This window comes from Streptomyces koelreuteriae, from assembly GCF_018604545.1.
Classification (GTDB): domain Bacteria; phylum Actinomycetota; class Actinomycetes; order Streptomycetales; family Streptomycetaceae; genus Streptomyces; species Streptomyces koelreuteriae.
Window position 1 is genome coordinate 1,274,346 of sequence record NZ_CP075896.1, and the last position, 22,674, is coordinate 1,297,019.

Annotated in this window: 19 protein-coding genes; 5 read left to right on the plus strand and 14 right to left on the minus strand. The window is 72.2% G+C overall.

All coding sequences use genetic code 11. The annotated features are described in order from the left end of the window. Positions 1–40: 40 nt before the first annotated feature. A complete protein-coding gene (locus KJK29_RS05645) occupies positions 41–1,693 on the plus strand; it encodes an ATP-binding cassette domain-containing protein (protein WP_251057715.1) in 1,653 nt (550 codons plus the stop codon). A gap of 457 nt (positions 1,694–2,150) precedes the next feature. On the opposite strand, the gene KJK29_RS05650 is transcribed toward KJK29_RS05645, so the two are convergent. Together KJK29_RS05650 and KJK29_RS05655 are read right to left on the minus strand one after the other, a co-directional pair. After that, positions 2,151–2,600: a DUF7144 family membrane protein gene (locus KJK29_RS05650; RefSeq protein WP_215117598.1), complete on the minus strand. Its 450-nt coding sequence runs from the start codon at positions 2,598–2,600 to the stop codon at positions 2,151–2,153. A gap of 25 nt (positions 2,601–2,625) precedes the next feature. Next, positions 2,626–3,066 (minus strand): SHOCT domain-containing protein, encoded by a 441-nt coding sequence (locus tag KJK29_RS05655; RefSeq protein WP_215117599.1) that lies wholly within the window; start codon positions 3,064–3,066, stop codon positions 2,626–2,628. Positions 3,067–3,379: 313 nt separating this feature from the next. Between KJK29_RS05655 and KJK29_RS05660 the strand changes: the two genes are divergently transcribed. Further along, positions 3,380–3,997, plus strand: coding sequence for a potassium channel family protein (locus KJK29_RS05660; RefSeq protein WP_215117600.1), 618 nt, complete (start codon positions 3,380–3,382; stop codon positions 3,995–3,997). A 3-nt stretch (positions 3,998–4,000) separates the two neighbouring features. After that, on the plus strand, positions 4,001–5,407 hold the full coding sequence (locus KJK29_RS05665; RefSeq protein ID WP_215117601.1) for a DUF2252 domain-containing protein: 1,407 nt from the start codon (positions 4,001–4,003) through the stop codon (positions 5,405–5,407). A 26-nt stretch (positions 5,408–5,433) separates the two neighbouring features. Here the strand turns inward: KJK29_RS05665 and KJK29_RS05670 are convergent, their stop codons facing one another. From KJK29_RS05670 to KJK29_RS05680, 3 genes are all read right to left on the minus strand, one after another. Next, positions 5,434–5,631 carry a hypothetical protein gene (locus tag KJK29_RS05670; RefSeq protein ID WP_215117602.1) on the minus strand — a complete coding sequence of 66 codons (198 nt, stop codon included), beginning with the start codon at positions 5,629–5,631 and terminating at the stop codon, positions 5,434–5,436. A gap of 115 nt (positions 5,632–5,746) precedes the next feature. Continuing rightward, positions 5,747–6,268, minus strand: a complete 522-nt coding sequence (locus KJK29_RS05675; RefSeq protein WP_215117603.1) for a hypothetical protein — start codon at positions 6,266–6,268, stop codon at positions 5,747–5,749. Continuing rightward, complete coding sequence (locus tag KJK29_RS05680) at positions 6,265–8,946, minus strand: LuxR C-terminal-related transcriptional regulator (protein ID WP_215117604.1); 2,682 nt, start codon at positions 8,944–8,946, stop codon at positions 6,265–6,267. The genes KJK29_RS05675 and KJK29_RS05680 overlap by 4 nt, the downstream gene beginning before the upstream one ends. Before the next feature lie 216 nt (positions 8,947–9,162). On the opposite strand from KJK29_RS05680, the gene KJK29_RS05685 reads away from it, so the two are divergent. Continuing rightward, the gene (locus KJK29_RS05685; RefSeq protein WP_215117605.1) at positions 9,163–9,999 is read left to right on the plus strand and encodes a class II glutamine amidotransferase; all 837 of its coding nucleotides are present in this window, start codon (positions 9,163–9,165) and stop codon (positions 9,997–9,999) included. A 13-nt stretch (positions 10,000–10,012) separates the two neighbouring features. Here the strand turns inward: KJK29_RS05685 and KJK29_RS05690 are convergent, their stop codons facing one another. From KJK29_RS05690 to KJK29_RS05705, 4 genes are all read right to left on the minus strand, one after another. Next, a complete protein-coding gene (locus KJK29_RS05690) occupies positions 10,013–10,522 on the minus strand; it encodes an O-acetyl-ADP-ribose deacetylase (RefSeq protein WP_215117606.1) in 510 nt (169 codons plus the stop codon). Continuing rightward, a complete protein-coding gene (locus tag KJK29_RS05695) occupies positions 10,519–11,928 on the minus strand; it encodes a phytoene desaturase family protein (RefSeq protein ID WP_215117607.1) in 1,410 nt (469 codons plus the stop codon). The genes KJK29_RS05690 and KJK29_RS05695 overlap by 4 nt, the downstream gene beginning before the upstream one ends. Positions 11,929–12,110: 182 nt before the next feature. Then, positions 12,111–12,956 carry an inositol monophosphatase family protein gene (locus tag KJK29_RS05700; RefSeq protein WP_215117608.1) on the minus strand — a complete coding sequence of 282 codons (846 nt, stop codon included), beginning with the start codon at positions 12,954–12,956 and terminating at the stop codon, positions 12,111–12,113. Positions 12,957–13,077: 121 nt separating this feature from the next. After that, positions 13,078–14,904, minus strand: a complete 1,827-nt coding sequence (locus KJK29_RS05705) for a gamma-glutamyltransferase family protein (protein WP_215117609.1) — start codon at positions 14,902–14,904, stop codon at positions 13,078–13,080. A 273-nt stretch (positions 14,905–15,177) separates the two neighbouring features. Here KJK29_RS05705 and KJK29_RS05710 point away from each other — a divergent pair, with 273 nt between their 5' ends. Next, the gene (locus KJK29_RS05710) at positions 15,178–15,852 is read left to right on the plus strand and encodes a hypothetical protein (RefSeq protein WP_215117610.1); all 675 of its coding nucleotides are present in this window, start codon (positions 15,178–15,180) and stop codon (positions 15,850–15,852) included. Positions 15,853–15,877: 25 nt separating this feature from the next. Here the strand turns inward: KJK29_RS05710 and KJK29_RS05715 are convergent, their stop codons facing one another. The 5 genes from KJK29_RS05715 to KJK29_RS05735 all read right to left on the minus strand — a co-directional run bounded on the left by KJK29_RS05715 (position 15,878) and on the right by KJK29_RS05735 (position 22,657). Then, positions 15,878–17,404 (minus strand): NCS1 family nucleobase:cation symporter-1, encoded by a 1,527-nt coding sequence (locus KJK29_RS05715; RefSeq protein ID WP_215117611.1) that lies wholly within the window; start codon positions 17,402–17,404, stop codon positions 15,878–15,880. Positions 17,405–17,557: 153 nt separating this feature from the next. Then, positions 17,558–18,580 carry a TIGR03842 family LLM class F420-dependent oxidoreductase gene (locus KJK29_RS05720; RefSeq protein ID WP_215117612.1) on the minus strand — a complete coding sequence of 341 codons (1,023 nt, stop codon included), beginning with the start codon at positions 18,578–18,580 and terminating at the stop codon, positions 17,558–17,560. A 12-nt stretch (positions 18,581–18,592) separates the two neighbouring features. After that, positions 18,593–19,996 (minus strand): dihydropyrimidinase, encoded by a 1,404-nt coding sequence (gene hydA, locus KJK29_RS05725; RefSeq protein ID WP_215117613.1) that lies wholly within the window; start codon positions 19,994–19,996, stop codon positions 18,593–18,595. A 94-nt stretch (positions 19,997–20,090) separates the two neighbouring features. Then, a complete protein-coding gene (locus KJK29_RS05730) occupies positions 20,091–20,933 on the minus strand; it encodes a nitrilase-related carbon-nitrogen hydrolase (RefSeq protein ID WP_215117614.1) in 843 nt (280 codons plus the stop codon). Positions 20,934–21,088: 155 nt separating this feature from the next. Further along, a complete protein-coding gene (locus KJK29_RS05735) occupies positions 21,089–22,657 on the minus strand; it encodes a PucR family transcriptional regulator (RefSeq protein WP_215117615.1) in 1,569 nt (522 codons plus the stop codon). Between the last annotated feature and the right edge of the window lie 17 nt (positions 22,658–22,674).

Genomic DNA, 22,674 nt, shown 5'->3' on the forward strand with positions numbered 1-22,674 from the left:
TGCCGGGGGTGAAGTGTGCCTCCTCACGGAGGAAGAGACAGTGACCACCCTTGTTCTGCCCGCCCGCGACCGGGCCCAGCTGACCTGCGCCGCGATCCGCGTCGACCGCGGAGGCCGCACCGTGCTGCACGACGTCGACATGAAGGTCTCCCCCAGGTCGCGCTGGGGCGTCGTCGGCGAGAACGGCCGCGGCAAGTCGACCCTGCTGCACGTCCTGGCCGGGCTCCTCGCCCCGGACGAGGGGAGCGTGCACCGTGTGGGCACCCTCGCCCTGGCCGAGCAGGAGATGCCCGCCGAGGACGAGCGCACGGTCGGCGACTTCATCGACACGTACCTGGCCGACGCCCGTGCGGCCCTGCGCGATCTGGACGCCGCGGCGGACGCGCTCGCGGCGGAGGAGCCCGGAGCCGGGAAGGCCTACGCGGACGCCCTTGAGGTGGCGCAGGCGCTGGACGCCTGGGACGCCGACCGCCGGGTGGACGTCGCCCTGGACGGACTCGGGGCGGTGAGCGACCGGGCCCGTCCGCTGGCCACACTGTCGGTCGGCCAGCGCTACCGGATCCGGCTGGCCTGTCTGCTGGGCGCCGAGTACGACTTCCTGCTGCTGGACGAGCCCACCAACCACCTGGACCTGGCGGGGCTGGAGTACCTCACCGCCAGGCTGCGGGCGCATGCCGGCGGCGTCGTGGTGGTCAGTCACGACCGGGCGCTCCTCGCGGACGTGGCCACCACGATCCTCGATCTCGACCCCACCCGGGACGGCCGGCCGGGGGTGTACGGCGGCGGCTACGCGGGCTATCGCGAGGGGCGGGAGGCCGAACTGGTCCGCTGGGAGGAGGAGTACGAGCAGCAGCAGACCGAGCACGCGCGTCTGAAGCAGTCCCTGTCCGAGGCGCAGAACCGGCTGAGCACCGGCTGGCGTCCGGACAAGGGCACGGGCAAACATCAGCGGGCCACCCGGGCCGGTGCGCTGGTGCGGTCCGTCCACCGGCGGCAGGACGATCTGGACCGGCACAAGGTGACGGCGCCGGTGCCGCCCCGGCGTTTCTCGCTGCCCGAGCTGCCCGACCGGCCGGGTGCTGTCCTGCTGCGTGTGGAGGAGGTGACGGTCGGGGGGCGCCTGCACGACTCGACGAGCCTGTCGGTGACGTCCGGCGACCGGCTGGCCGTGACCGGCCCGAACGGGGCGGGCAAGTCCACGCTGCTGTCCGTCCTGGCCGGGCGGCTGACCCCCGGCTCGGGGCGGGTGCACCGGGCGCGCAGGGTGCGGCTGCGGCTGCTCGGGCAGGAGTCGCCGCGGGCGTCGCGCCGACGGGCTCGTGACCTCTACGAGGCGCACACCGCCGAGCTCGTCACGGCGGGCGTGCTGAAGGAGGGCGAGGTGGTGGAGCTCGGCTCGCTGGGCCTGCTCACCTCACGCGACACCGACAAGCCCGTGGCCGAGCTGTCGATGGGTCAGCAACGACGCCTCGACCTGGCCCTGGCCCTCGCCGCCCGCCCACACGTCCTGCTCCTGGACGAACCCACCAACCATCTGTCCATCGCCCTGGTCGACGAACTCACCGAGGCCCTGCACACCACGCGGGCAGCCATCGTCCTGGCCACCCACGACCGCCAACTCCAACGCGACATCGCCGCGTGGCCCCGCGTCGCACTGTCGCAGCGACGGTGGACGGAACCGACCCGGGGGTGACCACGACGATCCGGTGATGCCGGGCGGCCTTGGGGGCAGGGCGTGTGCTCCCGGGGTGGGTCGGTCTGCCCGGCGCGGGCGTGAGGCATGGGAACGCCCAGGGTGCCCGCGCAGGGAATCCGCGGTGTCTCATGATCGCCCGCCCCCTGGCCTATCCGCCTACCCGGGACGAGCGCCAAGGGGCGGCACGCCCAACCGGACCCGTCTGCCCGGGCAGACGCGGCTCAGCCGGAACGTCCATCGGGTCGGCTTGCCCGGGCAGACACGGCTCGGCCGGTACGCCCGACCGCTGCCCCCTGCCCGGGCTGACGCGGCGCAGCCGGAACGCCCGGCCGGATCCGTCTCAGGCAGGTCCGCCCTGACGCGTCCGCAGGCGAAGACCGGTCGGAGTCTCAGGTCGCCGGGCAGGCCCGCACTCCGGGCCGGCTCGGTGGTCCGCCCGGAGCGCCGCGGGGGCTCAGCGATGGCTCGGGGTCTCTTCGAAGGGCTCCCAGGCGTCGTCCTTCTTCACCGTGCACAGGGCCCAGATGATGAACCCGGAGATGGCGATCATCACGACCGACCAGACCGGATAGGACGGCAGGGAGAGGAAGTTGGCGATGATGATGAGTCCGGCGATGCCCACGCCGGCGACGCGTGCCCAGGTCGACGCCTGGAACAGCCCCATGCTGACGAGTACGGCGACCGCGCCCAGGACCAGGTGGATCCAGCCCCAGCTCGTGAGGTCGAACGCGAAGACGTAGTTGGGGGTCGAGAGGAACACCTCGTCCTCGGCGATCGCCGCGATGCCACGCATGATGCCCAGGATCCCACCGATCATGAGCATGACGGCGGCGAAGACCATCAGACCGACGGCCCATTCGCGTTTCGCCGTCGAGTGCGCGTGCGTAGGGTGTGTGGCGGTCATCCTGCTGCCTCGTTTCTGTCGGGGGCTAGGGTTCCGACGGACCGGAGCCGCTCAGGACCAGCTCCTTCGCCCTGCGGAACTCGTCGTCCGTGATGTCACCGCGGGCGCGGATCTCGGACAGCCTGGCAAGTTCGTCGACGCTGCTCCCCCGTCCCTCGCCGCCCTTGGCGGTCTCCCGTATGTAGCTGTCGAAGGCCTCCTGCTGCGCCCGAGCCTGGGACCTTTCCCGGCGGCCCATGTTCTTGCCCCGCGCGACGACGTAGACGAACACGCCGAGGAAGGGCAGGACGATGCAGAACACCAGCCAGCCGGTCTTGGCCCAGCCGCTCAGTTCGTCGTCACGGAAGATGTCCAGAACGACGCGGAAGAGCAGCACGAACCACATGATCCACAGGAAGAACCACAGCATCGTCCAGAAGGCGCTCAACAGCGGAAAGTCGTACGCCAGGTAGGTCTGCGCACTCATGCTCACTCCTCCGTCCCGGGCACACGCCGCCCGGCAAGCCGTTCCGTGCCGCACTCAGCGTGCCCATGTCCGGCACGGGGCCGCCTCACCCGGCACGGGTGATCGTGCCGGGTGAGGCGGATGCCGGCCGCGGACGGCGTCTCCCGCCTCACCAAGACGTCGCCCGCCTCACTGAGGCGAGCCCCACGTCCGGCCAGTACGCACGGCACGGCCTGGCGCGGCCCGGCCGCCGACTCACCCGCGGCGGGTGATCCGTTCCCGGCGCCGCGGCGGTGAGGTGGAGAGCGCACCCCACAGGATCGAGAGACATGAGATGAACGATCCAGCGGCCGCCCGGACCGAGCCCGCGAAGCCTCGGCGGGCGCCGGAGCGACATCCGCGGCCGGAGGGCCGGAGGCGGCACGCGAAGGCCGCCGTCCTGGTGCGCGCGGCGCTCATCGCGACCGGACTCGTCACCGTCTACTACGTGCTGCCCCTGGACGGTCGCAGTACCGGCACCGGCACCACGGTGCTGCTCGCCTGCGGCCTGCTGCTGGTCGTCCTGGTCTTCTGGTGGGAGGTGCAGGCCATCGCCCACTCGCCCTTCCCCCGGCTGAAGGCGGTAGAGGCCTTGGCCGCCACGCTCGTCCTGTTCGTCCTGCTCTTCGCGGGCACCTACTTCCTGCTGGAGCATTCCAGCCCGGGTTCCTTCAGCGAGCCGCTGACCAAGACGGACTCCCTGTACTTCACCCTCACCACGTTCACCACCGTCGGGTACGGCGACATCGTCGCCCGGTCCCAGACGGGACGAGTGCTGACGATGTGTCAAATGATGGGCGGGCTGCTGCTGGTGGGCGTGGCGGCACGCATCCTCGCCGGCGCGGTGCAGACCGGGCTGCGCAGACGGGGCCACGAGCCGACGGAGGACTTCCCCTCCCGGCGGGAGGACTGAGCCATGACCGTACCGAACCCCACGACGTCCCTGTCCCCGGCCGAGCGCGCGGAGTCGGGCCGGGGCGCGCGGCGACGCGTGCCGCGTTCGTCGCACAGCCGGTTCGAGGCGGGACCGGAGCGGCCCGACCCCGTCGAGGTGGTGGAACGCCAGTCGGCCACCCGCGTACAGGAGTTGGTCCCGGTCCGCTACGGCCGCATGCTGGAGTCCCCCTTCCGCTTCTACCGGGGCGCCGCGGCGATCATGGCCGCCGATCTCGGGGCCGCCGCGGACACCGGACTCTGGGTGCAGCTCTGCGGGGACGCCCATCTGCTGAACTTCCGGCTGCTGGCCTCGCCGGAGCGCCATCTGGTCTTCGACATCAACGACTTCGACGAGACCCTGGCCGGGCCGTTCGAGTGGGACGTCAAGCGGCTGGCGGCCAGTTTCGCCATCGCGGGCCGGGCCAACGGCTTCGACGGCGCGGAGCAGGACGACGCGGTGCAGACGTGCGTACGCGCCTACCGGCAGCGGATGCGGGAGTTCGCCGGCATGCGCACCCTGGACATCTGGTACGCGCAGGACGACGCCGACCACATGCGGGAGCTGATGGCCAAGTCGATGTCCAAGGAGGCCAGGCGCCGCACCGCCGAGGCCACGGCGAAGGCCCGCACCCGCACCCACCTCCAGGCCTTCGCGAAGCTCACCGGGACCACGCCCGAGGGGCGGCGGATCACGGCCGACCCACCGCTGATCACCCCGCTGCGGGACCTGGTGAGCGACTCCTCGCCGCACGGCCAGGAGAAGGAGCTGCTCACCGTCCTGGAGGGATACGCGGAGAGCCTGTCGTCCGAGCGCAGGCATCTGCTGCGGCGCTATCGCCTGGTGGACATCGCCCGCAAGGTGGTGGGGGTCGGCAGTGTCGGCACCCGCTGCTGGATCGTGCTGCTGCTCGGCCGGGACGACGACGATCCCCTGCTGCTCCAGGCCAAGGAGGCACAGCATTCGGTGCTCGCCGCCCAGACCGGCGGGGACAGCTACGACAATCAGGGCCGCCGCGTGGTGGCGGGACAGCGGCTGATCCAGACGACCAGTGACATCCTCCTGGGCTGGACCCACGCCGTCGGCCTCGACGGACACGAGCGGGACTTCTACGTGCGCCAGCTGCGGGACTGGAAGGGCATCGCGCGGGCGGACACCATGGATCCGGCCATGCTCCGCCTGTTCGGGCGGCTGTGCGGGGCGAGCCTGGCACGGGCCCACGCCCGCTCGGGCGACGCCGTGGCCATCGCGGCGTACCTGGGAGGCAGCGACCGGTTCGACCGCGCGCTCGCCGCCTTCGCCCAGTCGTACGCCGATCAGAACGAGCGCGACTTCGAGGCACTGGGCGCGGCCGCCCGCTCCGGCAGGATCCGCACGGCGACCCTGTGACCCCCGCCCCCGCCCCTCTGGCCCGCTCACTCCGGCAGCTGGCGCATCTCCACGACCCTGAGCCCGAGCGACTGGAAGCGGGTCAGCAGCCCGTACAGGTGGGCCTCGTCGATGACGGGGCCGTACAGGACCGTCTGACCGGACATCACCACGTGATCCAGCTCCGGGAAGACCTTGGCCAGGGTCTCCGACATATGTCCGTCGACGCGGATCTCGTAGCGCATGAGCTGCTCTCCCGCGGGCGGGGTGGGGCGGGCCGTGCACGCCCTTCCCTTGCGATGGTCCGCCCCGGAGGGCCGTCCGCCCTCACCCGGCACAGGTGAACCTGAACCGGGTGCCTCATTCCTTCAGAATGATCTTGAGGACGACGATCAGCAGACCGAGCAGCAGGTTCACCGCGGCGGAGACGGCCATCTGCTTCCCCGACGCGCCGGCCCGGGCGGCCGCGGCCAACGACCAGCCGACCTGCCCCGCCACCGCCACACTGAGCGCCAGCCACAGGGTGCCCGGCATGTCCAGGGGCAGCAGCGGGCTGATCGCCACGGCGACGGCGGGCGGGACGGCGGCCTCCAGGATCGGCCACTCCTCGCGGCACACCTGCAGCACGGCCCGGCCGTTCACGGTCCCCTGGGCCAGACGCGCCCCGAAGAGCTGCGCGTGCACATGCGCGAGCCAGAACACCGCCCCGGTCATCAGCAGCAGCGCCACGAGTTCCACCCGGGGCAGCGAACCCAGGGTTCCGACGCCGATCACCACGGAGGCGGCGAGCATGGAGCCGTAGACGCCGCCGGTGTAGTCGGCCCGGGACCGCCGCTCGGCACCGTCGGCGGTGCTCTCCTTCGCCGTCGGGGCCCCGCTCACAGGAGCCGCCGTTCGCGCGCCCGGCGGACGGCGTCGCCGCGCCGGGTGACCGCGAGCTTGCGGTAGATGCTCTTGAGGTGGGTCTTCACGGTGTTCACGGACACATGGAGGTCGGCGGCGATCTCCTCCGTCGACCTCATCTCGGCCAGGCGCCGCAGGACGTCACGCTCGCGTGCGCTCAGCTCCTCGACGGCGAGCTCCGGGGGCTCGTCGGGTACGGCGGGCCCGGGGGCGCGGTGGTGGCCGGGGCCGGCCAGGAGCCAGCCGGCGGCCAGTTCCCGCGGCCGGCCGGTGCTCAGCAGCGGCCGGATCCAGGGGCCGGCTTCCAGGAACGGGCGGCGGAGCTGCTCGCGCCGGCCGTCCAGGAGGGCCCGGGCGACCAGGCGGCGGGCGGTGGCGGGGTCGCCGGTGCCGAGGGCGGCCCCGGCGCGGACCAGGGTGGCGCGGACGGTCAACGCCGGGCCGGGCCGGTCGTCCTCCGGCAGGTGGTCGAGCAGGTCGAGGGCCCCTTCGGGGTGGCCCGACGCGAGCCGGACGCGGGCCGCCTCGACCGCGCACGCCCGCCGATGGTGTGCCACCGGCTCCACGGCTTGCCGGGCCTGCTCGGGGTGCCCCTGGGCCAGGTGGGCGGCGGACGCCAGCAGGGCGGCGTGGTCCTGGGCCCACGGTGAGTTCACGGCGGTCTGTACGGTCGCCTCCGCCGCCGCCAGCGCGGCCCGGGCGTCCCCCCGGGCGAGGGACAGGCGCCCTCGGGTGAGGGTCCGCCCGGCCCGCACCACCGGGTCCTCGGCGAGCGGGCGGGAGGCGGCCGCTTCGTCGAGGAGCGCCTGCGCCGCGTCGAGTTCGTCGCGGTCGATGAGGACGGCGGCCAGGACCAGTGGGCCGATACCGGACCGGGAGTGCTGCGGGAGGCTGTACCGCTCGGCCTGGCCGGCCGCCGCCAGGGCCTTGTGCTCGGCCGGGCCGGGCCAGCCGCCCAGGTGGTCGATCAGTGCCAGGTGGCCGAGGGCCTCCCAGCGGGGCAGTGCCGTGGCCGCTCCGCCGGGAGCCGCGGCCACCGCCGACAGGGCGCTGCGGGCGTCGTCGAAGCGCCCGGCCCACAGACGCGCGGAGCCCAGATGGGTGAGCAGGAGGGCGGTGAGTTCCGGGTGCTCGTCGAGGAGCTCCCCGGGGACCTCCCGCTGGAGGTGCCTCGCCTGCTCGGCGGCGCGCTCCGCCCTGTCCGGGGAGCCGGTCAGCCGGGCCGCCAGGGCTTCCAGGAGGGCGAAGCTGAGCCGTACCGGGGCCGTATCGGCCGTATCGGCTCCGTCCCCGCCCAGTGCCTCCCCGGCCTGGCGCAGATGGGTGAGGCCCGGTTCGAGATCGCGCCGGCCCAGCTCGCGGGCGGCGCGCACGAGGTCGGGCGCCGGGCCCGTGACCTCGGGGCTCATCCGTGCGAACAGAGAGGACAGCTCCTCTGAGCGCAGCCCGGTGAAGAGCTGCCCGATCGCGAGATCGTCGACCACGACGCGGGCGGTGAAATCCCAGTCGTCCGCCGCGGCGCCCTGTACGAGCGCGTCGGGCAGGGCCCCGGATCGCCGCAGCCAGTGCGCGGCCCGGCCGCGCAGCTCCGGCTCCAGGCCGGGGAAGCGCTCCCTCAGGTGGGCGCGGAGGATCTCCGCGAACAGGGGGTGCAGGCTGTACCAGGAGTGGCCGAGGTAGTGGAGGAACGCGTTCTCGCGCTGCAGCCCGGCCAGGATCGGCTCCGCGTCGGTGCGCAGCGTCAGCGCGTTCACCAGGTCGGGGCAGCAGCGGTCCAGGACGCTGATGCGCAGCAGCAGGTCCTGGGTGCCGGGTGCCTGCCGGTCGAGCACCTCGGCCAGCAGGAAGTCGGCGACCGCGCTGTGGTCGGCTTCGAACTGCTTCAGATAGGTGTGCGGGTCCGCGTCCTGCCGGGCGGCCAGGGCGCACAGCCGCAGCCCCGCGGCCCAGCCCTGGGTGCGCTCCACCAGGGCCTGTACGGCGCCGGCCCGCAGGTGCAGCCCGTGCCGCGAGAGCAGTTCATGGGCCTCGTCGGAGGTGAAGGCCAGCTCGGCGTTCCGGATCTCCGTGACCTCGCCCGAGGCCCGGTAGCGGTGCAGCGGCAGCAGGGGTTCCGTGCGGGAGACGAGGACCAGGCGCATGCCTCGTCCGGCGTGGTGCAGGACGAACTGCAACTGCTCCGCGATCTCGGGGGAGGTCACCCGGTCGAACTCGTCGAGCACGACGACGGTGGTGTGGTCCCGGCGCTCCAGGCCGGCGGCCAGGCTGGTCAGCGTCCGCCGGTCCACATGGGCCGCCTCCGCCGGGCAGCCGACGTCGCCCGTCACCGGTACGCCGGCGGCGCGCAGTGCCTCCAGCAGATACGCCCAGAAGATCCCGGGGGCCTGGTCGGCGGTGTCGGCCGTGAGCCAGGCGACCGGTTCCGTGAGGCCGGCGGCCCAGTCGGCGACGAGGAGGGTCTTGCCGGCGCCGGCCGCCCCGTTGACCAGGGTCAGCGGCGTGCCGAGCGCCTGGTCGAGGTGGTGGGCCAGGCGGGCGCGGCGCAGGAACGTGGCGGGCCGCTTCGGCAGGGCGAACCGGGTGCGCAGCAGCGGATCGCCCGTGGGGTCGACGCCCGCGGACGCCGGTTCCGCACCGGTTTCCTCGGTCACGGCCATGGAGCCCACCTTGTTCGCCGTCCGACGGATCACAAGCAGCGCTCGTACCACCCAGGATCTCAAGCTTCACCCCCCTGCGCACGCCCACCCCCGGGCCGTGACCACCCGCGACGGGCGATGCGCGCGCGGGTCGGCCGGGGTTCGCTGAGGTGCACGCGCACCTTCTACGCAGCCGTGCGGTACGGCCCGGGCGGCTCGGAACGGGGGCAACCGACCATGTGCCGCTGGCTCGCCTACTCGGGCACCCCCGTGCTGCTCGACGACGTCCTCTACCGGCCGCAGCACTCGCTGATCGACCAGAGCCTGCACGCGCGGATGGGTGTCGAGACCACCAACGGCGACGGCTTCGGGATCGGCTGGTACGCGTGGCATCTGCGGACGCCCGCCGTCATCCGGGACACCGGTCCGGCCTGGAGCAACCGCAATCTGCGGGAGATCGCCGACCACGTCCGTTCGTCGCTGTTCTTCGCCCATGTGCGCGCCTCCACCGGGACGACCGTGCAGCAGACCAACTGCCACCCCTTCCGCCACGGACGCTGGCTGTGGATGCACAACGGGGCGATCGCCGGGTTCCACGATCTGCGCCGGGATCTCATGCTGACCGTGGACCCGGCGCTGTTCCCGGCGCTGGAGGGCACGACGGACTCCGAGGTGATGTTCCACGTGGCCCTCACCTTCGGGCTCGACGGCGACCCGCCGGGCGCGGTGGCCCGGATGGCGGGGCTCGTCGAGCGGCTGGGGCACGAGCACGGGGTGCCGCAGCCGCTCCAGATGACGGTGGCGGTGACCGACGGCGAACGGGTGTGGTTCTTCCGGTACTCCAGCGGCGGGGCCTCGCGGTCGCTGTACTACAGCAGCCGGGTGGACGACGTGCGCGCCCTCCACCCCGATCTCGCGTTCCTGCGGCATGTCTCCGAGGAGACCCGGCTGGTCGTGTCGGAGCCGCTGGGCGATCTGCCCGGTGTCTGGAACGCCGTACCGGAGAGCAGCTACGGCGTCATCCAGCCGGGCCGGGACCAGCTGCTGCGGGACTTCGAACCCGAGCCGGTCTGAGTGCGCGGGTGCCTCAGCGGAGCTGTGCGGCGAACACCTCGTAGGCCGGTGCGTCGAAGAGGACGAACCGGACCGCCTCGACGTCGGTCCGTGCCGCGCGCACCGTGTCCACCGCGATTCGGGCGGCGTCCTGCATCGGATAGCGGTAGACGCCGGTGGAGATCGCCGGGAAGGAGACCGTACGGGCGCCGAGTTCGTCGGCGACGCGGAGGGACTCGCGGTAGCAGGAGGCGAGCAGGTCCGAGCGGTCCTCGGTGGCGCTGTACACGGGGCCGACCGTGTGGATCACCCAGTGGGCGTCCAGGTCTCCGGCGGTGGTGGCGACGGCCTGCCCGGTGGCGAGGCCCTTGCCGTAGTGGGAAGCGCGCAGCTTGCGGCAGTCTTCGAGGATCGCGGGGCCGCCGCGCCGGTGGATCGCGCCGTCGACGCCTCCCCCGCCCAGCAGGGAGGAGTTGGCCGCGTTGACGATGGCGTCGACGCTCTCGCGGGTGATGTCGCCCTGGACCGCTTCGATGGTGGTCATGACTGCCGCAGTCGCCTCCAGACGGCCTTCGCCGCGTTGTGCCCCGACATGCCGTGCACCCCGGGGCCGGGCGGGGTCGCCGACGAGCAGATGAAAACGGCCGGATGGGGGGTGTGGTACGGGAACGGGGTCACCTTGGGGCGCAGCAGGAGCTGCAGTCCGGAGGCCGCGCCGGAGGCGATGTCTCCGCCGACGTAGTTGGCGTTGCGGGCGGCGAGTTCGGGCGGTCCTGCGGTGGCCCGGGCCAGGACACGGTCGCGGAACCCCGGGGCGAAGCGGTCCAGTTGGCGCTCGACGGCGTCGGTGAGGTCGCCGGTCCAGCCGTGCGGGACATGGCCGTAGGCCCAGAAGACGTGCTTGCCCGCCGGGGCCCGGCTGGGGTCGACGACGCTCGGCTGGACGGTGATCAGGAACGGCTTGTCGGGGGCCCGGCCCTCCCGGGAGGCCGCGCGCAGGGCGGTGCCGATCTCCTTGCTGTCAGCGCCGATCTGGACCGTGCCGGCGACGCGGGCCTCCTTCGCGGTCCACGGCACGGGCCCGTCCAGCGCGTAGTCGATCTTGAAGACGCCGGGGCCGTAGCGGTAGTCGGCGTAGTAGTCGCCGAAGCCGGCGATGCGGGCCAGGGCGGTGGGCGAGGTGTCAAAGACGTACGCCCGGGCCGGGGGGAGGTCGTCGAGGCGCTTGACCTCGTAGTCGGTGTGGACGCTGCCGCCGAGGTCGCGCAGATAGGCGGCGAGGGCGTCGGAGAGGGACTGGGAGCCGCCGCGGGCGACGGGCCAGCCGCGAGCGTGCGCCGCGAGGGCGAAGACCAGGCCGATGGCGCCGGTGGCGAAGCCGCCGAGGGGTGCCATGACATGCGCGACGAGACCGGCGAACAGCGTCCTGGCCGGTTCGTCGCGGAAGCGGCGCATCAGCAGGGTCGACGGGGGCAGTCCGACGAGGCCGAAGCGGGCGAGGGTGACCGGGTCGCGGGGCAGCGCGGTGAGCGGCAGGGACATGAAGTCCCGGGCCAGGGTGTCCCACTTGGGCAGGAAGGGCTCGACGAGCCTGCGGTACGCCCCGGCGTCGCGCGGCCCGAAGGAGGCTGCGGTCTCGCCCACCGACCGGGACAGCACGGCCGCCGTACCGTCCGGGAAGGGGTGTGCCATGGGCAGCTCGGCGTGCAGCCACTCCAGGCCGTACCGCTCCAGCGGCAGGGCGCGGAACGCCGGTGAGTTGATGCCGAGCGGGTGCGCCGCGGCGCACGGGTCGTGGTGGAAGCCGGGCAGGGTGAGCTCTTCGGTGCGGGCTCCGCCGCCCACGGTGCCCCGGGCCTCGAAGACCGCGACGGAGAAGCCGCGGCGGGCCAGCTCCACGGCCGCGGTCAGTCCGTTGGGTCCCGCACCCACTACGACGGCATCGAGCATCGACGGCACCTCTGACCCCTTCGTCAGCCGACGGCCACTGAAGGTCAGGATATGCCCGGGGACTGACAGTCACCGGCCGCGGGTGATTTCCGGCCTCGAAGAGGCCTGGAGGACCCCTGGAAGGCCTCTGGAGGCCGCCTGGAGCGCCGTCGAGCGACCAGGTGTGTACGGTCGGTGACCACTCACGCTCCGCCCGAGAGCAGTCCCGCCACATGCCGGGCCGTCGCCGCGTCGCGGGCCGCGGTGAAGGGGAGGTCGTTGCCGCCCGTGATGCGGAACGGCTCTCCCGTGCGGGTCAGGTGGGCGCCGCCCGCCTCCTCGACCAGGAGCAGCCCCGCGGCGTGGTCCCACGCGGCCTCCCAGGAGAACGCGACCGCGTCCGATTCGCCCCGGGCGATGGCGAGATACTCCAGTCCGGCCGAGCCGCACGGGCGCGGCGCGACCCCGTCGGTGCGCAGGCCGAGCAGGGCGTGCTTCTGTTCGTCCGTCGTGTAGTCGGGGTGGGAGGTGGCCACGCGGAGGTCCCGGCCGGGCTCCGGCACTCCGGCGAACAGCCGCTCGCCGTCGAGGTAGGCGCCCTTGCCGCGCCGGGCGGTGGCGAACTGCTCGCGGGCGGGCGCGTAGGTCCAGGAGGCGAGCACGGTTCCGCCGTGCGCCAGCGCGACCAGGGTGCAGAACCCGGCGTCGCCGTGCACGAACTGCCGGGTCCCGTCGACCGGGTCGACGATCCAGACCGGGGCGTCGCCGCATATCGCCTCGTACGACGCCGGGTTGGCGTGGACGGCTTCCTCGCCCACCACGACCGAGCCGGGCAGCAGCTCGGCCAGGACGTCGGTCAGGTACAGCTCGGCCTTGCGGTCGGCGTCCGTCACCAGGTCGTGCGGGCCGTTCTTCTCGTCCACCTCGTGCGCGGCGAGCCGGCGCCAGCGCGGCATGATCTCGGTCGCGGCGGCCTTGCGGATCGCCTCCTCGATCTCGGAGGCGTGCTGTACGAGAAACTCTTCGATGGTTTCGTTGCTGTCGATCACCCCTCCATGACAACACGCGCCACTGACAATGCCCGCATGCCGGGTGCACCCCGGGTGGCATGACGATGAACGATGGACGACGGCGGGTCCGCTCGGGCCGGGCGACGGCGGCCCCGCCGGATCACCGGCCGACCGCGTATCCCTGCATGCCGCGCGGGTTCGCCGCCGCCGACAGCACGCCCGTCTCCGGGTCCCGTGCGACGGCGCACAGCCGGCCCTCCGACCAGGGGCCGCCGACGGTCACCTCGTGGCCGCGCCGCCGCAGCTCGGCGACGACCTCCGGGTCGAAGCGGGACTCCACGGTGACGCTCCCCGGGCGCATGCCGCGGGGGTAGAAGGAGCCGGGGAAGCTGTCGTTGTGCCAGTTCGGGGCGTCGATCGCGCCCTGCAGGTCGGGGCCGCCGCGGACCCGGGCGCGCAGCGCGACCGCGAGGAGGAAGTGCAGCTGCCACTGGTCCTGCTGGTCCCCGCCCGGGGTGCCGAACGCCATGACGGGCACGCCCTCGCGCAGGGCGATCGAGGGCGTGAGCGTGGTGCGGGGGCGGCGACCGGGGGTGAGGGAGCCCGGCAGGCCCTCCTCCAGCCAGGTCATCTGGAGCCGGGTGCCGAGCGGGAAGCCCAGTTCGGGCACGACGGGGTTGGACTGGAGCCAGCCGCCGCTGGGCGTGGCCGAGATCATGTTGCCCCAGCGGTCGACGACGTCGAGGTGGCAGGTGTCGCCCCGGGTGGTGCCGTCGCCGAGGACCTCCGGTTCGCCCGGCACGGGGGACGTAGGGCTCTTGGCGACGGTCGGTTCGCCGGCGCCCAGGGCGTTGGAGCCCCCCGGGGCGGCGGCCGCCACGCGCGCGTGGGCGCACAGCCGCGGGGTGCGTCCGCCGGGGCTGCCGGGCCTGAGGTCGTGGTCGGACCGCTCGCCGACGAGGGCCCGCCGGGCCGTGTTGTACCCGTCGGACAGCAGGTCGTCGAGCGGCACGTCGGCGGCGTCCCCGTACCAGGCCTCCCGGTCGGCCATGGCGAGCTTGCAGCCCTCGACCAGGAGGTGGACGTAGTCGGCGGAGCCGTAGCGGGGCAGCTCGGGCGGGAGCAGGGCGAGCTGCTGGAGGAGGACGGGGCCCTGGCTCCAGGGGCCGGGCTTGCAGACGGTCCAGCCGTTCCAGTCGTACGTCACCGGCGTCTCGTAGGTCGCGGACCAGGCAGCGAGGTCTGCGGCGGTGAGGGTGCCGGTGTGGTGGGTGCCGCTGGTGTCCAGGGTGGGGCGCGCGGCCTGGCGTACGAGGGCCTCGGCGATGAATCCGGTGCGCCACACCTGCCGCGCGGCCTCGATCCGGGCCTCCCGGTCGCCGGCCCCGGCGGTCTCGCCGAGCAGCCGCTTCCAGGTGGCGGCGAGCACGGGGTTGCCGAAGAGCTCGCCGGGGCGGGGTGCCTTTCCGCCGGGCAGGTACACGTCGGCCGACGAGGTCCACTCCGTCTCGAACAGCTCGCGGACGGTCTCCACGGTCTCCCCGACGCGCTCCACGGGCGCGTGCCCGTGCTCGGCGTACCCGATGGCGTACTTCAGGACGTCGGCGAGGGACTTGGTGCCGTGGTCGCGCAGCAGCACCATCCAGGCGTCGAACGCTCCGGGCACGGCGGCGGCGAGCGGCCCGGTGCCGGGGACGAGGTCCAGCCCGAGGCCCCGGTAGTGCGCGACGTTCGCCCCGGCGGGTGCGACGCCCTGCCCGCACAGCACCCGCACCTCACCCCCGGCCGGCGCCAGCAGAATCGGCACCTCGCCGGCCGGACCGTTCAGATGCGGCTCCACCACATGCAGCACGAACGCGCCCGCCACGGCGGCGTCATAGGCATTGCCGCCGTCCTCCAGCACGGCCATCGCCGACTGGGAGGCGAGCCAGTGGGTTGAGGACACCATTCCGAAGGTGCCCTGGAGGGTCGGGCGGGACGTGAACATGTGGGCTGTCACCTCTCGTGGTCGTACGCCACCCGTCCCCTCCCCCTGTCGTGGCCCGGCCAAAACTTCGGCACCCTGCGTGCTCGCACGGCCAGGGCAAACCGCCCATCCGGTATCGGACCAACCGAAAACACGGCAGCGAACAGTGAGGCACCGTCACCACGCGGGCACGGAGCGAGTTCGCACTTCCGCCCCACAGGGAGTCGTGTGACACTGTCGTCCGTCCGCCGTGCGGGCCCGCTCCGCACCGTCCGTCCCCCACAGAAGGGCGCCGTGCGTTCCCTACCTCTGCCCCTGGCCCTGACCGCACGCCTGTCGCCGGTGGTCGTGCTCGCGACCATGGGCTGGGCGCTGTCGTCCGGTCCGCTCGCAGCGCCGCAGGCCGCCGAGCACACCTCGGCCGAAGAGAAGACCGAGACCCAGTCCGCGTCCGGCCCGTCCACGGAGACGGTGTCGCAGGCGTACGCGGCCGCTCCGGCGCCGTGCGAGAGCGTCGCCAAGAAGACGGTCGAGTCGCTGGTGCCGGGCGCCAAGTCGGCCGGGAAAGAGATCCCGTCCACGGACTCGAAGCTGCGCCGCACCTGCTCCTGGAACGCGCTCAAGGGCTACGACTACCGCTGGCTCGACGTGTCCTACGAGGTGCTGGAGTCGGACGAGGCCGCGCGCAAGGCCTACGCGAAGCACACCGAGGAGAAGAGCGGCGGCGGCGACGTCCCCGGCCTCGGCGACAGCGCGTACTCCATCGTCAACCTCTCCACCGAGGACAAGCAGGAGACCCGCGAGGGCCAGGTGTTCGTCAGCGTGTCCAACGCCCTGGTGACCATCACGTACAACGGCAGTGACTTCGAGTCGAAGAAGGCGCCCGCTACGGACACGATCAACAAGGGCGCCATCAAGGCCGCCAAGGAGGCGGTGGCCGCGCTGGAGGCCGAAGGCGGCCAGGGCTGATCGCCCTCCAGCGCACCCACCCGGGTCAGACCGTGGTCCGGTCCCGGCCCCGCAGCGCCATCAGCACCAGGTACAGCACCATCGACGTGCCCAGGCCCACCGCCCAGCCGTAGTCGGCCAGGTCGGCCAGTGCCGGGATCGGGCGGCCGTCGATCAGCGGCTTGAAGCTCGCGCCGCCGACGGCGAGGATGCCGCCGACCGCGAAGGCGACGACGGCCCGCCAGTTCCAGCCGCCCTCGTACCAGTAACGGCCGCCCGTGCGGTAGAGGTCGGCCAGGTCCAGGCGGGCGCGGCGCAGGATCCAGTAGTCGGCGATGAGGATGCCCGCGACGGTGCCGAGCAGACCGCCGACCAGGCCGAGCCAGGTGAAGATGTAGCCCTGCGGGTCGGAGTACAGCTTCCACGGGAAGATCAGCACACCGAGAACGCAGGTGGCGAGGGCGCCGGCCCGGAAACTGATCCTGCGGGGCGCGATGTTGGAGAAGTCGAAGGCCGGTGAGACCAGGTTGGCCGCGACATTGACCGACAGGGTCGCCACCAGGACCGTGACCAGCGCGAAGAGCAGGCCCACCGTGCTGTCCGTCTTGGCGGCGAGCTGTACCGGGTCCCAGATCGCCTCACCGTAGACGGCTTGTGAACCTGAGGTGACCATCACCGACAGGAAGGCGAAGAGCGTCATGGTCGTCGGCAGGCCGAGCGCCTGGCCCCGGGTCTGCGCCTTCTGGCTCTTGCCGTAGCGGGTGAAGTCGGGGATGTTCAGCGACAGCGTGGACCAGAAGCCGATCATGCCCATCAGGGCGGGTGCGAAGAGCTTCCAGAAGTCGGCGCCCCAGCCGAGCTTCGACGGCTGGTCGAACAGCGGGCCGAAGCCGCCCGCCTTGTCGCTCATCCACCACAGCATCACGAACGCGCCGACGAGCACGAAGGGCGCCGCCCAGTTCTCGAAGCGGCGGATCGTCTCCATGCCCCGGTAGATGATGACGACCTGCAGCGCCCAGAAGATCGCGAACGACAGCCACATGGTCCAGGCGTAGCCGCCGACCTTCGCGGCGTCCGTCCAGCCGGTGCCGATGAGCTTGCCGGCGAGGAAGTAGATGGCCTCGCCGCCGATCCAGGTCTGGATGCCGAACCAGCCGCACGCGACCAACGCCCGTACGACGGCGGGCAGGTTGGCCCCGCGGATGCCGAAGGAGGCACGGGCGAAGACCGGGAAGGGTATGCCGTACTTCGGTCCGGCGTGCCCGGTGAGCAGCATCGGTATCAGCACGATGACGTTGGCCAGGGCGATGGTGAGCACCGCCTGCTTCCAGTCCATGCCGACGGCTATGAGCCCGGAGGCCAGGGTCCAGGAGGCCGTGTTGTGGGCCATGCCGACCCACAGCGCGGAGAAGTTGTACGTGGTCCAGGTGCGCTTCTCGACGGGGACGGGCAGCAGGTCCTCGTTGGCGTAGGGACCGGTCGGTGCGGGGGCGCCCGGGGCGATCTCCACCCGGCCGTCGGCGAGGGTGACTTGGGAGGTCGGCGGTGGGGCCGTGGGAGCGGTATCGGTCATGTGCCAGGCCAATCAGGGGAGGTGGGACGGGAAAGGCCATGCGGGTGGCGCCGATGGGGGGTGCGCTCGGGAGCGTCCTGGGCCCCCTTCCCGGGCCGCCGGGAAGGGGGAGTGCGAAGGGTGATGCCGGGCGGGTGCGTGCGCGTGTGCGTGTCAGGAGTTGACGGCCGGGATGACCCGCGTCCCGTACGCGTCGATCACGGCCTCCTGTGCGTCGTGCATGTCGTAGACGGCGAACTGGTCCACGCCCAGCGCGCGCAGCGCGTTCAGCTTCTCGATGTGCCGCTCGGGCGGGCCGATCAGGCAGAACCGGTCGACGATCTCGTCCGGCACGAACTGGGTGTCGGGGTTGCCGCTGCGCCCGTGGTGGGAGTAGTCGTAGCCCTGGCGTGCCTTGATGTAGTCGGTGAGTTCCTCGGGCACCTGGGAGGAGTGCTCGCCGTACTTGGAGACCAGGTCGGCGACGTGGTTGCCGACCATGCCGCCGAACCACCGGCACTGCTCGCGCGCGTGGGCGAGCGCCTCGGGCGAGTCGTCCTCGGTGACATAGGCCGGGGCGGCCACGCAGATGGTCACCGCGTCGGGGTCCCGGCCCGCGGCGACGGCCGCGTCCTTCACGGCCTTGACCATGTACTCGGTCAGATACAGGTCGGCCAGCTGGAGGATGAACCCGTCCGCCTCCTCGCCGGTCATCTTCAGGGCCTTGGGGCCGTACGCGGCCATCCACACCGGTAGTTCGGCGCCCGGCTTGATCCAGGGGAAGCGGACGACGGTGCCGCCGCCGAGGTCGGCCTCCCCACCGCTGCCCAGGGCCCGGATGACCTTCATGGCCTCGCTGATCCGGGCCAGGGTGTTGGGCTTGCGGCCTGCCACGCGCATCGCGGAGTCACCGCGGCCGATACCGCAGACCGTGCGGTTGCCGAACATGTCGTTGAGGGTGGCGAAGGTGGAGGCGGTGACCTCCCAGGTACGGGTGCCCGGGTTGGTCACCATCGGCCCGACCTTCAGGCCGGTCGTGTTGGCCAGGATCTGGCTGTAGATCACGAACGGTTCCTGCCACAGCACGGCGGAGTCGAAGGTCCAGCCGTACGAGAAGCCGTTGCGTTCCGCGCGTTTCATCAGGCTGACGACCCGCGACGCGGGCGGGTCGGTCTGCAGGACGAGTCCGAAGTCCATCCGCACCACTCCCTAGTTGAGGTACTGACAGGTGGAACGCGGGGTGAAGACGCCGTGCCCGGCGTGTCCGGTGTACTCCCGCTCGGTGATGACGAGTTCGCCGCGCGAGAGGACCGTCTCGACCCGGCCGGTGGTGCGCTTTCCTTCGTACGCCGAGTAGTCGACGTTCATGTGGTGCGTCTCGGCGGACATGACCTGCTCGGCGTGCGGGTCGTAGATGACGACGTCGGCGTCGGCGCCCGGCGCGATGGTGCCCTTCTTCGGGTACATGCCGAACATCCGGGCCGGGGAGGCGCAGGCGATCTCGATCCAGCGGCGGCGGGAGATGTGCCCGTCGAGGACCGCCTGGTGGAGCAGGTCCATACGGTTCTCGACGCCCGGGAGGCCGTTGGGGATCTTGGAGAAGTCGCCGCGGCCGAGGTCCTTCTGGCCGACGAAGCAGAACGGGCAGTGGTCGGTGGAGACGACCTGGAGGTCGTTCGTGCGCAGGCCCCGCCACAGCGCGGCCTGGTGCTCCCGGGGCCTGAGCGGTGTGCTGCACACGTACTTGGCGCCCGCGAAGTCCGGCTCGGCGAGGTTGTCGGTGGACAGGAACAGGTACTGCGGGCAGGTCTCGCCGAAGACGGGCAGACCCTCGTCGCGGGCCCGGGCCAGCTCGGTGACCGCCTCCGTCGCCGAGACGTGCACGACGTACAGGGGCGCGCCGGCCACCTGCGCGAGCTTGATGGCACGGTGGGTGGCCTCGGCCTCCAGCAGGGCCTTGCGGACCTCGCCGTGGTAGCGCGGGTCGGTCTCGCCCCGGGCCAGGGCCTGTTCGACCAGGACGTCGATCGCGATGCCGTTCTCGGCGTGCATCATGATCAGGCCGCCGTTGTCGGCGGAGCGCTGCATGGCGCGCAGGATCTGGCCGTCGTCGCTGTAGAAGACGCCCGGGTAGGCCATGAACTGCTTGAAGGAGGTGACGCCCTCCTCCACCAGGTGGTCCATCTCCTTGAGCGTGTGCTCGTTGACGTCGGAGACGATCATGTGGAAGCCGTAGTCGATGGCGCAGTTGCCGTCGGCCTTGGCGTGCCAGGTGTCCAGGCCCTCGCGGAGGCTGTGCCCGACGCTCTGCACGGCGAAGTCGACGATCGTCGTCGTGCCGCCCCAGGCGGCGGCGCGGGTGCCGGTCTCGAAGGTGTCGGAGGCGAAGGTGCCGCCGAAGGGCAGCTCCATGTGGGTGTGGGCGTCCACGCCGCCGGGGATGACGTACTTTCCGGTGGCGTCGATGGTGCGCTCTGCTGTGAAGGCTTGGGCTGCGGGTGTGCCTGTGGCTGCGAGGGCGGCGATTCGGCCGTCCTCGATCAGGACGTCGGCGTGGATCTCGTCGGATGCGGTGATGACGAGGCCGCCGCGGATGACTGTACGGCTGCTCATGTCGTGATCGCTCCTCGCTGTGGGTCGGTGCGGGTCGTCAGTGGCTGATCGCGCAGTTCCCCGCGCCCCTCAGGGCACGTCCCCCACGGACGTCTCAGGGTGCTGTCAGTGGGCCGTACGCGCCCGGTGCGCGGTCCCTGTAGAACTGCCAGCGGTCGCGGACCTCTCGGAGTTTGGCCATGTCCAGGTCGCGGACGACCAGTTCGGGCTCCTTGTCGCTCGCGACCTCGCCGACGAACTGGGCCTCCGGGTCGACGAAGTACGAGGTGCCGTAGAAGTCGTTGTCGCCGTACTCCTCGACGCCGACGCGGTTGATCGCGCCGACGAAGTACTCGTTGGCGACGGCCGCCGCCGGCTGTTCCAGCTGCCACAGGTAGGCGGAGAGGCCGCGCGAGGTGGCGGAGGGGTTGAAGACGATCTCGGCGCCGGCGAGGCCGAGTGCCCGCCAGCCCTCCGGGAAGTGGCGGTCGTAGCAGATGTAGACGCCGACCTTGCCGACGGCCGTCTCGAAGACGGGCCAGCCGCTGTTGCCGGGGCGGAAGTAGAACTTCTCCCAGAAGCCGCGCACTTGGGGGATGTGGGTCTTGCGGTACTTGCCGAGGTAGGAGCCGTCCGCGTCGATCACGGCGGCGGTGTTGTAGAGGACGCCGGGCTGCTCCTCCTCGTACATCGGCAGCACCAGGACGATGCCGAGTTCCTTGGCGAGGGCCTGGAAGCGGCGGACGATGGGGCCCTCGGGGATCTGCTCGGCGTACTCGTAGAAGGCGGGGTCCTGGACCTGGCAGAAGTACGGTCCGTAGAACAGCTCCTGGAAGCACAGGACTTGAGCACCCTGCGCGGCGGCGTCGCGGGCCGCCTGCTCGTGGACCTGGATCATCGATTCCTTGTCGCCCGTCCAGGCGGTCTGGAAGACGGCGGCACGGATCACTGGGCTCATCGGGACCTCCGGTCGCTCGGTGTGCCGTGAGCCTAGGAAGTCGCGAGGCGCTCTTTGAGTTGCACCGTGTCACGTCTGGGGGCGTGCGGCGTGCCACCGTGTCACGCTGCCGTGGGTCCATGTTTCACCGCCGTTTTCCCAGGTGGTCACAGGTTTCACTGCTGTTGCGCGTCGTGTGCGAGGAGCGCGATGTGCACCGAGGCGGCCTGCTCGAAGTCGTCGAGGTCCACCCCGAGACGGACCTGTATCGCCTCCAGGCGGCGGTAGAGGGCCGGGCGGGAGACGTGGTGGAGCTGGGCCGTGCGGGACTTGTTGCGGCCGGTGGCGAGATAGGTGCGCAGGACGGACAGCAGATCCTCGTCGGTCTCGCACAGCAGCCCGTCCAGCTCCCGCTCCGCGAAGGACTGCACCTGCGGATCGTCGCGCAGGAGACGGATCAGACCGCGCAGATGGACGTCCTTGAGGCGGACGACCGGCGGGAGGTCGAGAACCGCCGCGGAGTCGGCGACCGCGTCCGCGACGTGCTGGGCCTCGCGCAGTCCCGCGGGTACGTCGTCCCAGTCGGCCCGGGGGTCGGCGGCGGCGACGATCGTGCGGGCCTCCGACCCGGACTCGGTGCGCAGCCGGGTCGCGAAGTGAGCGGCGAGGGCGCCCGCGTCCTGGTCGCGGGGGAGGCTGAGGAGTACGGCGGTGGCGCCGTCGGCGAGTTCGGCGACGAGTCCGGGCAGGCCCAGCAGCCTGAGCAGCCGGTCGAGGCGGCCGGTGTCGCCGTCGCGGACGACCAGCGGTACGAAGGTCCGCCGGTTGACGGGCAGTCCGGCGGCGCGGGCCCGGGGCAGCAGTTGCCGGGCCGGTACGACGCCGCTGACCAGGTCGGTCAGCAGGCCCTGCGCGGACTGCTCCTCCCAGGAGCACGCGGCTGTGCCGCCGAGCATGCGGTGCAGGACGAGGGCCTCGGCGGCGCGGTCGGCCAGCAGCCGCCCGGTGGCGGTGTCGCCGCGGTAGCCGCACAGCACGATGCGGCCCCAGCGCTCCCCGCGTCCGCCCAGTTCGGCCCGGATCCAGCCGTCGCCCTCGGTGCCGCCGGCCTGGCGGGCGATGCGTTCCCAGTCGCGCAGGACGTCGTCGACCGCGGGCCGCTCCCCCGCCGTGCCGAGGACGCGGTGGGCGAGGTTGGTGACGACGACCGGGCAGGCGCTGTGCCGGGCGACCTCGTCGAGGAGGCGTTGCAGCGGGGCGCCCGCGGTGATGAGGGCGGTGAGTTCGGTGCGGACGGCCTCGGAGAGGCTGACGGCGGCGAACTTGCGCCGCACGAGCCGTGACTGGACCTCCTCGGTGAGTTCGACGAAGGGGAAGGGCCGGTGCAGGACGACCATCGGCAGCCCGCACCGCTCGGCCGCCCGGCGCATCACGTCCGGGGCTGAGGGGAAGGCGCGGCCGAGTCCGAGGACGACGGCGGCGGCCTCCGCGCGGTGCAGGGACCGGACGTACTCGGCTTGCTTGTCCTCGTCACCGGCGAGCAGCACTCCGGTGGTGAGGACCATCTCGCCGCCGGTGAGCATCACGCCGACGTCGGCGGCCTCGGCGACGTGCACCCAGCGCACCTGCCGGTCCAGATGGCTCGCCCCGGCCACCACCTCGGGCTCCCCGGCGAGCACCCGCTCCAGGGTGAGGACCTGCCGGACCGACAGGGCGGGTTCCCAGGTGTCCGGGGTGGTGGCCATGGCGACTTCCCTTGCGT